The sequence below is a fragment of the Spirillospora sp. NPDC047279 genome, assembly GCF_040643285.1.
Classification (GTDB): Bacteria; Actinomycetota; Actinomycetes; order Streptosporangiales; family Streptosporangiaceae; genus Spirillospora.
Genome location: NZ_JBEYUA010000011.1, coordinates 291,611 through 303,906, shown reverse-complemented (window position 1 = coordinate 303,906; position 12,296 = coordinate 291,611). Strand labels below are relative to the sequence as shown.

General features: G+C 72.5%; 12 protein-coding genes. 4 read left to right on the top strand and 8 right to left on the bottom strand.

Going from position 1 to position 12,296, the window contains the following annotated elements:
• Window positions 1-110: 110 nt before the first annotated feature.
• Entirely contained in the window at window positions 111-2,243 is a 2,133-nt protein-coding gene (locus tag ABZ810_RS28380) for a substrate-binding domain-containing protein (RefSeq protein WP_358408417.1), read from the top strand.
• A 30-nt stretch (window positions 2,244-2,273) separates the two neighbouring features.
• Here the strand turns inward: ABZ810_RS28380 and ABZ810_RS28375 are convergent, their stop codons facing one another.
• Window positions 2,274-3,095, bottom strand: a complete 822-nt coding sequence (locus tag ABZ810_RS28375; RefSeq protein ID WP_358408416.1) for a trypsin-like peptidase domain-containing protein — start codon at window positions 3,093-3,095, stop codon at window positions 2,274-2,276.
• A gap of 483 nt (window positions 3,096-3,578) precedes the next feature.
• On the opposite strand from ABZ810_RS28375, the gene ABZ810_RS28370 reads away from it, so the two are divergent.
• Complete coding sequence (locus tag ABZ810_RS28370) at window positions 3,579-4,025, top strand: nuclear transport factor 2 family protein (RefSeq protein WP_358408414.1); 447 nt, start codon at window positions 3,579-3,581, stop codon at window positions 4,023-4,025.
• A 17-nt stretch (window positions 4,026-4,042) separates the two neighbouring features.
• On the opposite strand, the gene ABZ810_RS28365 is transcribed toward ABZ810_RS28370, so the two are convergent.
• Window positions 4,043-5,035 carry a YafY family protein gene (locus tag ABZ810_RS28365; protein ID WP_358408412.1) on the bottom strand — a complete coding sequence of 331 codons (993 nt, stop codon included), beginning with the start codon at window positions 5,033-5,035 and terminating at the stop codon, window positions 4,043-4,045.
• A gap of 124 nt (window positions 5,036-5,159) precedes the next feature.
• On the opposite strand from ABZ810_RS28365, the gene ABZ810_RS28360 reads away from it, so the two are divergent.
• Together ABZ810_RS28360 and ABZ810_RS28355 are read left to right on the top strand one after the other, a co-directional pair.
• Entirely contained in the window at window positions 5,160-5,621 is a 462-nt protein-coding gene (locus ABZ810_RS28360; RefSeq protein WP_358408410.1) for a VOC family protein, read from the top strand.
• A 402-nt stretch (window positions 5,622-6,023) separates the two neighbouring features.
• Window positions 6,024-6,233 carry a hypothetical protein gene (locus ABZ810_RS28355; RefSeq protein ID WP_358408408.1) on the top strand — a complete coding sequence of 70 codons (210 nt, stop codon included), beginning with the start codon at window positions 6,024-6,026 and terminating at the stop codon, window positions 6,231-6,233.
• A gap of 18 nt (window positions 6,234-6,251) precedes the next feature.
• Here the strand turns inward: ABZ810_RS28355 and ABZ810_RS28350 are convergent, their stop codons facing one another.
• Genes ABZ810_RS28350 through ABZ810_RS28325 form a run of 6 tightly spaced genes read right to left on the bottom strand, consistent with a single transcriptional unit; the run spans window position 6,252 to window position 12,181 of the window.
• Window positions 6,252-7,829: a fused response regulator/phosphatase gene (locus tag ABZ810_RS28350; protein WP_358408405.1), complete on the bottom strand. Its 1,578-nt coding sequence runs from the start codon at window positions 7,827-7,829 to the stop codon at window positions 6,252-6,254.
• Window positions 7,819-9,546 carry an ATP-binding protein gene (locus ABZ810_RS28345; protein WP_358408403.1) on the bottom strand — a complete coding sequence of 576 codons (1,728 nt, stop codon included), beginning with the start codon at window positions 9,544-9,546 and terminating at the stop codon, window positions 7,819-7,821. Before ABZ810_RS28345 ends, ABZ810_RS28350 begins: the two co-directional genes overlap by 11 nt.
• Window positions 9,547-9,553: 7 nt before the next feature.
• Complete coding sequence (locus tag ABZ810_RS28340; RefSeq protein ID WP_358408401.1) at window positions 9,554-10,591, bottom strand: ATP-binding SpoIIE family protein phosphatase; 1,038 nt, start codon at window positions 10,589-10,591, stop codon at window positions 9,554-9,556.
• Entirely contained in the window at window positions 10,579-10,989 is a 411-nt protein-coding gene (locus ABZ810_RS28335; protein WP_358408400.1) for an ATP-binding protein, read from the bottom strand. Before ABZ810_RS28335 ends, ABZ810_RS28340 begins: the two co-directional genes overlap by 13 nt.
• Window positions 10,986-11,375, bottom strand: a complete 390-nt coding sequence (locus ABZ810_RS28330; protein ID WP_358408398.1) for an STAS domain-containing protein — start codon at window positions 11,373-11,375, stop codon at window positions 10,986-10,988. The genes ABZ810_RS28335 and ABZ810_RS28330 overlap by 4 nt, the downstream gene beginning before the upstream one ends.
• Window positions 11,375-12,181 carry an STAS domain-containing protein gene (locus ABZ810_RS28325; protein WP_358408397.1) on the bottom strand — a complete coding sequence of 269 codons (807 nt, stop codon included), beginning with the start codon at window positions 12,179-12,181 and terminating at the stop codon, window positions 11,375-11,377. The genes ABZ810_RS28330 and ABZ810_RS28325 overlap by 1 nt, the downstream gene beginning before the upstream one ends.
• Between the last annotated feature and the right edge of the window lie 115 nt (window positions 12,182-12,296).

The window sequence follows — 12,296 nt, the reverse complement described above, 5'->3', positions numbered from 1 at the left end:
ATCGGCAATTGATCTTGTTAGGGCCTGGCGCATATCGGGAAATATGTGTATCTCTTAGGTCACTTCGGCATCCTGAGTTGCACACGTCCGTGCGAGATGTGGGGGCCGCCGTGAGCGGACACGACCCGAACGACCCCGCCGACGATCCGTCACGGCCGATCTTCGGACCCGCCAACGACGGGTCCTCACGCTGGTTCGACGGAGCCGGAAGGCCGCGGATACCCGACGAGAGTCTGCCCGAGAGGTACCGTCCGAGGGAAGCTCCGCCCGGCTACGAGTCCGGCGCGCAGGGCGACGACCCCTACGGCGCGCCGGGGAGCGGTCCGTACAGGATGCCGGGGCCGCGCGAGGAGGACCGGCGGCCGGGACCGCCACCGCCGGCGGGCGACCGCGACGTGCGCGGCGGCGGCGTCTACGACGACCGGGTCAGCGCTTCGGACAGCTGGCCCAACAGGATCTCCGGTCCCGGCGGATCCGGCCCCTACGCCGCCGGACCGCGACGCCGCAGGCCCGTCAGCGTGATGATCGGCCCGCTCGCCGGCGCGGTGGGACTCGCGGTGCTGCTGGGGGTGGGCGTCTACGCGTTCGTGGGCAGCACCGACTGCTCGGGCACCGACGCCATCACGCTCGACATCGCGGCGGCACCCGACATCCAGCCCGCCGTCGTCAACGCGGCCGGACGGTTCAACACCGCCAAGCACGAGGTCGACGGCGACTGCGTGCGGGCGGTGGCCCGCAAGGCCGACCCCGCGTCGCTGACCCCCCTGCTGTCGGGACAGGCCCCGGCCGGAGGCAGCGCCCGCATTCCCGACGTGTGGATTCCCGACTCCTCGTCCTGGATCGCGCTGGCCGCCCCGCGGGACAGCGGCACCCAGAGCGGCCAGGCCGCCAAGGTCCAGGTCACCAAGACCTCGGTGGCGTCCAGCCCCATCGTGGTCGCGCTCCCCCGCACGCTCGCCGTCCAGCTGAAGTCGCAGGGCGTCACGGCCAGCCCGTCCTGGGACAACCTCCTCAAGGCCGCGGGCGGCGTCGAGGGCGGCGCGGTGACCAAGAACCAGATGATCCCCAAGGACTCGGTACGGCTCCTGGTGCCCGATCCCGCCCGCAACGCGGCGGGGCTGGGCGCACTCATGATCACCAACACGCTGCTGGCCAACGACCCCAACAAGGAGTCGATCTTCGCCGGCATCGTGCGCACGGCCCGGGAGAGCACCCGGCCCACCGTCCAGGCCCAGTTCAGCCAGTTCAAGCCGGGCCGCAAGGGGCAGCAGCCCATCGCGCTGGCGCCCGAGCAGGCCGTCTGGACCTTCAACCGGACCGGACCGGCCGAACCGGCCGTGGCGATCTACCCGCTCGAAGGCACGCTGTCGCAGGACTACCCGTTCACCATCACGACCGCCGACGCGCGCGAGCAGAAGGCCGCCCGGCTGCTGGAACGGGCGATGAGCAGCGCGGCCACCCGCGACGACGTGGCGAGGCTGGGCTTCCGTTCCCCCGACGGCAAGGCGCCGAGCACGTTCGCCGAAGGTACCGGGGTGAGCGCGCAACGCCCCCGCCAGCTGCCCGTGCCCACCGCCGCGCAGACCGGGCAGATCATGCAGGCCTGGTCCAGGTTGTCGCTGGGCATCCGCATCCTGACGCTGATGGACATCTCCGGCACCATGGCCGAAGCCATCACGCCCGGCGTGACGCGCCTCCAGGCCACCGCCCAGACCGCCCAGGGCGGGCTGAGCATGATGTCCGACGACACCGAACTCGGCGTCTGGGTCTTCTCCACCAAGCTCCGGGGCAACGTCGACTGGCGCCAGACCGTCCCGGTCGGGCCGCTGGGAGAACGGCTCGGCTCCGCCACCCGGCGGCAGCTGGTGTTGTCGAACCTCAGCGCGCTGCGCCCCAAGGTCACCGGCGACACCGGGCTGTTCGAGACGCTGATGGCCGCCTACAAGGAGATGACCGAGAGCTACAAGCCGGAGTACGGCAACACGGTCCTGCTCTTCACCGACGGGGTCGGCAACGACGACCCCGGCGGCCCGTCCCTGAAGAAGACGCTGGCCACCCTGAGGGCCACCACCGACCCCAACCGGCGGGTCCAGGTCATCATGATCGGCGTCGGCAAGAACGTGGACACCCGGGAACTGCGGCAGATCGCCGACGCGGTGCCCGGCGCCGTCTACGTCGCCGAGACCCCCGGGCAGATCTCCAAGATCTTCCTCCAGGCCATGGCGCGCCGCATCCAGGAGTGACGGCGCGCGCCGTACCCCTGGACGACGTGACTACTGGATGAGGCGCCGGGCGACGGCGTCCGCACGTTCGGACGGGATCGCGAAGCCGATGCCGATCGAGCCCGACCCGCCCCCGTCCGCGCCCTGTCCCAGCGTCGCGATGGCCGTGTTGACCCCGATGACCTGCCCGCGGGTGTTCACCAGCGGGCCGCCGGAGTTGCCGGGGTTGATCGACGCGTCGGTCTGCACGGCCGACTGGCGCCTGCCGTTGCCGAGCGACACCCGGCGCTGTGCGGCGCTGACGATCCCGGACGTGACGGTCCCGGCCAGCCCGAGCGGCGAGCCCACCGCGAGCACCTGGTCGCCGACGCGCAGGCTCGACGAACGGCCCATGGCCAGGGGCGGCAGCCTCGACGCGGCTCCGATCGACAACACCGCGATGTCGTTGGCCGCGTCGGCGCCGACGAGACTCGCCCTGACGTTCGTGCGGTCCGGCAACATGACGACGAACGTCCGCCCGCCGTCCACGACGTGGGCGTTGGTGAGGATGTGTCCCTGATCGTCGATCGCGAAGCCCGAGCCGGTCGAACGCCCCGACCCGCCGCGCACGTTGATCGAGACCACGCTCTGCTGGACCCTCGCCGCCGCGCTCCGCAGGTCCCCGGGCTGCGTCACCGCCGTGGACCCCGCGTCCGCCTCCACCGGGCGTCCCGTCCCCGGGGCCTCCGCCTGCTTCGTCCCCACCAGTCCGGTGGCCACGGCCCCGGCCGCGCCCGCCACCGCGCCGCTCAGAGCGGAGATCAGGGCGGCCGTGACGAGAACCCCGCGCGACCCCCTGTTCCGGTGACGGCCCGAGTCGCCCACGTCGCCCATGTCTCCCGCGTACGAGAACGCCGCGCCCCGCGAGTCCTGCTGAACCCGAAGGTCGTGCTGATACCGGGAGTCCTGCCGACCCCAGGCGTCCCGCTGAACGCGTGAGTCCTGTTGAAACCGGGGGTCCTGCTGGATCCGGGAGTCCTGCTGAAACCGGGAGCCCTGCTGGACGCGAGGGTCCTGCCGAACGCGGGAGTCCTGCTGGTACCGGGGGTCCTGCTGGATCCGGGGGTCCTGTTGGACGCGGGGGTCCTGCGGCCACGGCGTTTCGAGCGTGCGCGTCGCCGTCCGAGCGCGATCGCCCCAAGGGTCGTTGTGATAACGGTGGGCGGGGTCGATGCTCACGTCGGCTCCTCAGCTCGTCGGCGAGAGTCATGCTCACCGGGAACTACGTGCCGGAGCGCCCCCAGGGGTCAACCGGCCGCGGAAGTCATCGGTCACCCGAGCGTGGCCAGGTGTGGGCGATACCGGGAGGAAGACGTCATGGGTGCGCTGGAGGATCTGGTCGCCAGGTCCGAGATCGACCAACTGCTCGGCCGGTACACCGCGTTCGGCGATTCCGGCCGTTCCTCGGACTTCGGCGCGCTCTTCGCCGCCGACGGGATCCTGGACATCGGCGGGCGGCGCCAGGCCGTGGGCCCGGCCGGGGTGACGCGCTTCGCCGAGGAGGCCAAGGACGGGATGCGCGCGCTGGCGGGGGCGCACCACGTCTCGTCCCGCCTCATCGAGCTGACGGGGCCGGGCGAAGCCCGCGCCGGCAGCGTCTTCATGTTCGTGGGACCGGACGGCCCCGACCACTGGGGCCGCTATCGCGACCGGCTCGTCCTGACCGCGGACGGGTGGCGGTTCGCGCTGCGCAAGGTGCGCTTCGACGGCTTCGCCTCCGGCTCCCCCGCCCCGGCGATGATCGAACGGCTCGCACGAACCTGACCTCCGCCGGGCGCCGTTCATGACCCGCCCGGCTCCGGTGAGATCGTCGCGCCGGCCGCCAGCAGCCTCTCCGCCAGCTCGCGGCACCGCCTTCCGAGCTCCGGCGGGTCGAGCACCTCGAAGTCGTGTCCCAGCAGCACCATGTGCAGGATGACGGCGTCGAGGCTGCCGGCGCCGCTGAGCACCTCGCAGCGCCCGTCCTCGCGCGGACGTACGACGGCCGCCGACGCCGGAAGCTGCGCGCGCACCGTGCCGGCCGCCGCGTGCACGAGGAAGCGCGCCCGATGCGGATAGACCCGGCTCGCCACGTTCTCCTGCACGTACGCCGCCGCGTCGGGGGCCTCACGCGGGACGAAGCGCCAGGTCCGGGCGGTCACATCGGTCATCCGGTCGACGCGGAAGCTGCGCCAGCCGTCACGATCGAGGTCGTAGGAGAAGAGGTACCAGCGGCGGTCGGAGGCGACGAGGCGGTAGGGCTCGACCCGCCGTTCCCTCACCTCATCGCCGGACGGATGGCCGAAGGCGACCTCGACCCCGTCGCGGCAGGCCCTGGCCAGCGTCATGAGCACGTCGGGGCCGACCGCCGGACGTCCGCCGCCGAACGACTCCACCGAGCCCGAGAGCGCGCGCACCTCGTTCCGCAGCCGGATGGGCAGCACCCGGTCGAGCTTGGTCAGCACCCGGAGCGCGGCGTCGCCCGCGCCGGCGACCGCGCCGCCCGCACCGGCGAGCAGCGAGACCGCGGTGGCGATGGCCTCCTCGTCGTCGAGGAGCAGCGGCGGCAGGTCCTTCCCCGGGCCGAGCCGGTAACCGCCGCCGACGCCCTGGCTGGCCGCCACCGGATAGCCCAGCGTGCGCAGCCGCTCGATGTCGCGGCGCACCGTGCGCGGCGTGACTCCGAGCCGGCCGGCGAGTTCGGGGCCGGTCCAGACGTGGCGCTGCTGGAGCAGCCCGAGCAGCGCCAGCACCCGTTCCGTCGTGCCCCGTTCGTCACCGTCCGCAGCGTCCACGCCGCCCACCCTGCCAGATAGCGGACCGATCCTGTCCGCTAGGGGTGTCAGCGTGGCTCCGTTGACGCGGATGAACTTGACTGGCCGAACCGCACGAGAAACCCGCTACCCGACGGAGCGCCTGATGAGCCGCCACATCCAGATCACCTTCGACGCCCACGACCCGAAGGCCCTGTCCTCCTTCTGGAACGAGGTCCTGGGCTACGTCCACCCCGGCCCGCCCGGGGTCGACGTGCCCGAGGGCACCGACCCGCTCGACGCGTGGGACGACTTCCTCGCCCGGGTCGGCGTACCGGAGGACCAGCGCAACTCGCGGTCGGCCATCGAGGACCCGGACGGGCAGGGGCCGCGGGTCTTCTTCCAGCGGGTGCCCGAGGACAAGGTCGCCAAGAACCGCGTTCACCTCGACGTCCGAGCGGCTCCCGGGCTCCAGGGGGACGAGCGGATGGCGGCGCTGGAGGCCGAGTGCGAACGGCTCGTCGCGCTGGGGGCGGCCCGGGTGCGCCGCTTCGAGCCGGAGCCCCCGATGAGCCACGGATTCATCGTCATGGCCGACCCCGAGGGCAACGAGTTCTGCCTCGACTGACGCTCCCGCGCCCACCACGCGGCGCGGCATGACCCGCACGGCGACCGCGAAGCCAACGACCGCCACCGGCTGAGCCGAACGGACCAGAGCAGCCATGGCCGCGTGCTCGCCGGCCTCAGCCGCTCGCCGTGGCCGCGCCGGCCGATGCTCGTTCGTCGCTCGCCAGGCATCCCCAGGAGGTCGACCGCAAGCTGCGCCGCGCCGTAGCCGCCTGCGGCCTCGCCTGACCGGCCGTCCCGGGCGACGGTCGTCAGCAGGGGTCGACGTACCAGACCGGGTCCCAGTTGAAGCTGGGGTTCCCGTTGCCGGAGACCGACGTCCAGAACGCCCCCGGCGCCAACGCCGCGATGTTGCGCGACCACGTGTGGGCCGCGGGCGGCGACGGCGCGGCCTGGATGGGTCGTGCTCGGCGCCATGAAGGAGGACGCGCACGTGCGTCTCGCCCATCCCGAGACCAACGGCGGCGCGCGCCTGCTGCGGCGCGGCTACTCCTTCACCGACGGCTCCGACGGGCACGGGCGCCTGGAGGCCGGGCTGTTCTTCATCGCGTTCCAGCGCGAGGCCCTGTACGACCTCGTCGAACTCCTCGCCCTGGCCCACCTGGCCGGGTGAACCGCGCCGGTGCGCCCGTCAGGAGGGGTCGCGGCGGAGGACGACGAGGGCGACGTCGTCCTCGCGGTGCCCGAACTCGTCCAGGACCCGGTCGCTGTACTTCTCCAGGTCGCCGTCCAGCCGCATGAGGCGCAGCCGGTCGAGGTTGTCGGTCAGCGGAACGCCGCGGTCCTCGATGAGGCCGTCGGTGAACAGCGCGACCACGCCGCCGGGCGGGACGGTGGTGTGCTCGACGCGTACCTCGCTGACCGGGAAGCCGAGCAGGACCCCGCCGCCGGCGCCGTACCAGGACTGGCCGTCCTGATGGAACAGCGGCGGCAGGTGGCCCGCGCTGGCGATCTTGAGGTCGCCGGTGACGGGGTCGAGCGTCATGATGCAGACGGTCGCGGACTGGTCGTCGTGGTACCGCGCGAAGACGCTGTTGAGCCGGGCCAGGATCGTCTCGGCGTCGTGCCCCTCGTCGGCGAAGGCGCGCAGCGCGTGCCGCACCTCGGCCATCACCGTCGCGGCCCGCAGCGAGTGGCCCTGGACGTCGCCGATGGCGACCAGCAGGTGGTCTCCGAAGTCCAGCACCTCGTAGAAGTCGCCGCCGATCTCGGCCTGGTCGCTGGCCGGTTCGTAGCGGACCGCGAACGTCCAGCCCGGCACGTGCGGTGTGCGGGCCGGCAGCAGGCTGCGCTGGAGCGTCAGCGCGATCGCGTGCTCCTCGGCGTAGGACCGCAGCGCCTCCACGGCCAGCGCGACGGTCTGGCCGAGCTGGCGGAGCAGGTTGGTCTCGTCCTCGCCCATCGCGTCCCGGTACTGGATGCCCAGGCAGATCGGCGGCCGGCCGGCCTTGGTGCGCGAGAGCACGAGCGCCACGTCGCCGCCCGCCGCGTTGTCGGGCAGGATCGCGGACAGGTCGTCCTGCGAGACGGTGGCCACCGCCGAGCCCATGTCCTCGCCGAGCGGCACGAGCTCGCCCAGCCGCCGGAGGGTGTCGGCGGGGCTCGTCCGCGGCCAGGGCGGGGTGCCGGGGTCCAGGCACACCGTGCGCCGGAGCCGCCCGTCCACCGGCAGGATGAACGAGGCCGCGGCGACGCCGAAGACCTCGGCGGCGCCCGTCGCGGCGGCGATGGAGAGCTGGTCGAAGGTCTCGGCGGAGTTCACGGCCAGCGTCGTCCTGGTGAGGCTGGCCAGCCGCGCGGCCATCCGTTCGGCCCGCAGCCGGGCCCGGTAGTAGCGCAGCACCGCCTCGACCGTGGCGAGGAACTCCTCGGGGTCGATCGGATCGGTGAGATAGGCGTCGGCGCCCTGCTGGAGACCGTACGTGCGGTCCGACGTCGCGATCGCGGTCGCGGAGATGTGGATCACCGGCAGCGACGCGGTCTCCGGCGCGGACTTGATGCGCTCGCACACCTCGATGCCGTTCATGTCCGGAAGCCGGACGTCGAGAATCACCAGTTCGACCTGGTGGTCGGCCAGCTGCTCCCAGGTCTCGGCGGCCGATCCGGCCTCGATCACGGTGTGCCCGGCGCGGCGCAGCCAGCTGCTGATGATGTACCGCTTGGCGGGAGTGTCGTCGACGACGAGGGCGGTCACCCGTTCACTCCGCATCCGGCCCCCTCGCCGCTTCCATGGCCTGGTGAACGGCTTCGCTCAGAGCGTCGCCGTCCAGGTGCGCCTTGTCCACCGTCGCGCCGGCCCTGCTCACCCGGGGATCGCCCAGCGCGCGAAGGTCCACGTCGGTCATCAGGACGACCGGGATCCGCGGCGGCAGCCGTTCCAGCACGTAGAGCCCGTCGGCCTCGGGCATCCGCAGGTCGAGCAGCACCAGGTCGGGCGGTGCGGCGTCGGCTCGGGCGAGCGCGGCGCGTCCGTCGCCCGCCTCGCTGATGCGGGACGCGGAGCCGGCCAGCAGCTCGCGCAGCTCGCGGCGGACGTTCTCCTCGTCGTCGACGATCAGGACGTGGCCGACGCCGAGCTCGCGGCGGACCGGGGGCGGCGTTCCGAGCGGGAGCCACAACGTCACCGTGGTGCCCTCGCCCGGCGTGCTCTCCAGAGCGAGGTCGCCGCCGAGCAGCCGGGCGAGCCGCAGCGCGTACGGCAGTCCGAGCCCGGTCCCGCCCCGGGTGCCGGGCGTCTGGTAGAACTCCTCGAACACCCGCTGCTGGTGCTCGGGCGCGATGCCCACGCCGGTGTCGGCGACCTCGACGACCAGCCCGTCGGCCTCGGCCCGCACGGTGACGCGGACCCCGCCTTCGGCGGTGAACTTGATGGCGTTGCCGACGAGGTTGCGCAGGATCCGGGTGAGCATCACCTCGTCGGTGACCAGCCGTACCGAGCCGGGGGCGTCGATGTCCAGGGTGATCCCGGATTCCGCGGCGACCGGGACGAGCTGGGCGGTGGCCTGGCCGAGCACCGCCCGCAGGTCGGTCTCGGCCGGTTCGGGCACCAGTGCGCCCCGCTCGGCCTTGGCGAAGTCCAGCAGCTCGTTGACCAGGGACAGCAGGGTCTGCCCCGAGTCGGCGATCAGCTCCACCTGCTGGTGCTGCTCGGTGCTCAGCGGCTCGGCCGAGCCGTCGAGCAGCAGCCGGGCGAGGCCGATGACCGAGTTGACCGGCGTGCGCAGCTCGTGGCTGACGTTGGACCAGAACCTCGTCCTGGCCTCGGCGACCTCGCGGAGTTCCTCGCTCCTGTCGTCGAGCTCGGCGTAGAGGGCGACGACGCCCCGGTTGGTCTCCTCCAGCTCGTCGGAGAGCTGGTTGTAGAGGGCGACGACGCCCTGGTTGGTCTCCTCCAGCTCGGCGTTGAGCACGCGCAGATCCTCGCGCTGCCGGCGGATGTCGTCCAGGGCGTCGATCAGCTCGGCGTTCTGGGCCCGCAGTTCCTCGGTGGGCGAGACCGGCATCAGCTCGGTCAGCCGGGACTGGACGGCCGACAGGGCCTCCTCGGCGGGCGCCGGGACCTCGGCGTGCATCAGCTTGCGGAGCCGGACGACGATGTCCCCCGTGTCCGTCACGTCGTCCTCGACGGAGTCGACCAGGCGCGCCGCCGCCGCGGCGCCCTCCCCGGGCAGGCGCCCGCCGGCGTGCGCGCTGAACACGAACTCCACGACCAGCGCGGGCCGCGGCGTCGTGACGACCAGGAACCTGACCGTGACCGGGACGGTGACCGCGATCAGCTCGCGGCCGACCTCGCTGACCGCGGTGGCCGTCCGGACCTGGTCGGAGGTGTCGAGCCTGAGCGCCGCGGCGGCCTCCCGGCCCGTGCGCCGGACCGTGAAGAGGTCGTCGGCGTCGTGGATCTCGAAACGTCGCAGCTCGTGTCGCATCGGCGCCTCACCTGGCCTGGACCGCGACGACCGAGGCGTCGTCGTTGCGCACCCCGGCGTCGCGCAGCAGCGTCGCGGCGACGAGCAGCGGCTGCCGGGTGAACAGCCCGGGATAGTCCCGCGGGTTCCAGCGGTCGGTGAGCCCGTCCGAGTGCAGCACCACCGTGGCGTCCGGCGGCAGGTCGTAGACGTGCTCGCGGATGGTCCTGGCCTGGTGCCCGGCGATGCCCGGAGTCGAGATCATGCCTCGGCGGCCGTCCGGGTCGACGATCCAGCCGGACACGTTGCCGAGTCCGGCGTACCGGACCCGCCCGGCGGCGACGTCGATCTCCGCGACCGACACCGCGCCGCCCCGGGTCACCGCCAGCTTCCGGTGGATCTCCTTGAGCAGCGCGGCGGGTCCGGCCGCCGGATCGCACCGCTGGACGGTCCGGACCGCCTCGGCCGTGGCCCGCTCGGCGAGCGGCCCGTGGCCGAGCCCGTCGCAGAGCATGACGTGGACCGCGGCTTCACCGGTGTGCACGGCGTAGCCGTCGCCGCAGACCTGCTCACCGGGCTTCGGCTTGGTCAGGCCGGAGTGGCCGGCCACGGCCGGGAGCCCGGTCTCGGCGGCGAACCGCGCGGCGAGCACCGAGCCGCGCCGCGGAACGGAATGCAGGTCGCTGCTGTCGGCGAGCCTGGAGATCGCGCCCAGGCCGATGCCGAGGGTGCCGCTGGTGGAATAGCCGTCGGCCATCGACCGGGACACGTCGGCGATCCCCGGGCCGCTGTCCAGGCAGACGAACTCGATCGCGGCGACGCCTCCGGTCCGGACGATCCAGACGCCGAAGACACCGTTGACGGCGTGCTTGTGCAGGTTGGACGCGGCCTCGCTGACCGCCAGCTCGATCTGGGCGAGCCGGTCGGCGGAGAAGCCGAGCCGGCCGGCCAGCGCCGTGACCCGGCGGCGCACCCCGGCGACCGCGCTGACCTCCTCCACGGGCAACCAGAGCGTCTCCCCGGCGGCCGGGCCGACCGACCACCCGGCGCCGTTCAGCGGCGCCATTTGGTCACCGTGACCGTGGTGCCCACTCCCACCGCCGTCTCCAAGTCGAACGCGTCCACCAGGCGCCGCGCGCCCGTCAGTCCCAGGCCCAACCCCTGGCCGCTCGTCCAGCCATCGGTCAGTGCGAGATCCAGGTCCGCTATACCCGGGCCCTCGTCGCGAAACATGATGCGGACGCCGCTCCGGCCGCGCTCGTCGGTCACCTCTTTCACCCGGGCCACGCCGCCCCCGCCGTAGACCAGGGTGTTGCGGGCCAGCTCGCTGGCGGCGGTGACCACCTTGGTCTGGTCGACCAGGGAGAGCCGGGCGGCCCCGGCCACGGTGCGGACCGCCTGGCGCACGCGCACCACGTCGTCGCCGGTCTCGATGGCGATCTCGGTGTCGCCGGATGTGGTCACCGAAGGTCCCGCAGCGCCCTGGCCGTCTTGCTCGCGCCCTCGGCGTTCAGCAGCGCCAGGCCCTTCTCCAGGTCCAGCGCGGTGCGCACGCCGCCCAGCGACAACCCGAGCTCGACCAGCGTGATGGCGACCGCGGGCCGCATGCCGACCACGACCGTCTCGGCGTCCAGCAGCCGCGACATGGAGGCGATGGTGGAGAACATCCGGCCGATGAAGGAGTCGACGATCTCCACGGCGGTGATGTCGATGATGACCCCGCGGGCGCCGGTGGCCACCACTCGTTCGGCCAGGTCCTCCTGGAGCGCCAGCACCGACTGGTCCTGAAGGTCGATCTGGATCGACACCAGCAGGATGTCGCCGATCTTGAGAATGGGAACGCGGTCCATCAGGCCTGGCCCCGGTTGACGACCTCGACGCCGCTGTGCCGCAGGACGTACGCGAGCGCGTCGGCCAGCGTGGCCTTGGTGACGATGTCGGCGAACTCGATGCCCAGCGTCACGATCGTGTGCGCGATCTGCGGCCGGATGCCGGAGATCACACACTCGGCGCCCATCAGCCGGGCCGCGACCACGGTCTTGAGCAGGTGCTGGGCAACCTCGGTGTCGACCGCCGCGACACCGGTGATGTCGATCACCGCGTAGCCGGAGCCGGTGTCGACCAGCGTCTGCAGCAGGGTCTCCATCACCACCTGGGTGCGGGCCGAGTCCAGCGTGCCGATCAGCGGCACCGCGACGATCCCGTCCCAGAGCTTCACCACGGGCGTGGACAGCTCCAGCAGGCTCTCCGTCTGGTCGGCGATCACCTGCTCGCGGGTGGCGACGAAGGTCTCGAAGGTGTGCAGGCCCAGGTCGTCCAGCACGGACGAGAAGAGCACGAACTCCCGGTAGACCTGGGCGTCCGCGTCGGCGCCGTCGAGAATCGAGAAGACGGCCTGCTTCAGCGCGAAGACGCTGACGGCGGTCTCGGTCGGCGTGAACCCCTGCCGCGCCCGCGAGCGCGACAGATCGGCCAGGACCGGCCGCAGCTCGTCGGCCGCGGTGCCGCCTGGCCCCTCCGCCGCATGCCGCGTGACGATCTCGTACAGCTCCTCCAGTTCGCGGCGGAGCTCACGCTCGGTGATGCGCCCGCGCACCGTGTCGGCCACCTCGGCGACCCACCGCGCGAGGACCTCGTCCCGGCGTTCGGAGAGCAACTGCGCGATTCGTGTTTGTCCTGTTGAGCCCGGTTGGGTCACTGAGTTCCCTCACTAAGTCATCAACCACTCAAGGTTATGCAGGAGACTAGCGTCCCAACCGGTATGAATCGCC

Coding starts and splice junctions, on each gene's coding strand:
- ABZ810_RS28345 (WP_358408403.1), bottom strand. CDS start 9,546: ATGCGACACGAGCTGCGACGTTTCGAGATCCACGACGCCGACGACCTC.
- ABZ810_RS28360 (WP_358408410.1), top strand. CDS start 5,160: ATGAGCCGCCACATCCAGATCACCTTCGACGCCCACGACCCGAAGGCC.
- ABZ810_RS28375 (WP_358408416.1), bottom strand. CDS start 3,095: ATGGGCGACGTGGGCGACTCGGGCCGTCACCGGAACAGGGGGTCGCGC.
- ABZ810_RS28370 (WP_358408414.1), top strand. CDS start 3,579: ATGGGTGCGCTGGAGGATCTGGTCGCCAGGTCCGAGATCGACCAACTG.
- ABZ810_RS28350 (WP_358408405.1), bottom strand. CDS start 7,829: ATGCGGAGTGAACGGGTGACCGCCCTCGTCGTCGACGACACTCCCGCC.
- ABZ810_RS28330 (WP_358408398.1), bottom strand. CDS start 11,375: ATGGACCGCGTTCCCATTCTCAAGATCGGCGACATCCTGCTGGTGTCG.
- ABZ810_RS28340 (WP_358408401.1), bottom strand. CDS start 10,591: ATGGCGCCGCTGAACGGCGCCGGGTGGTCGGTCGGCCCGGCCGCCGGG.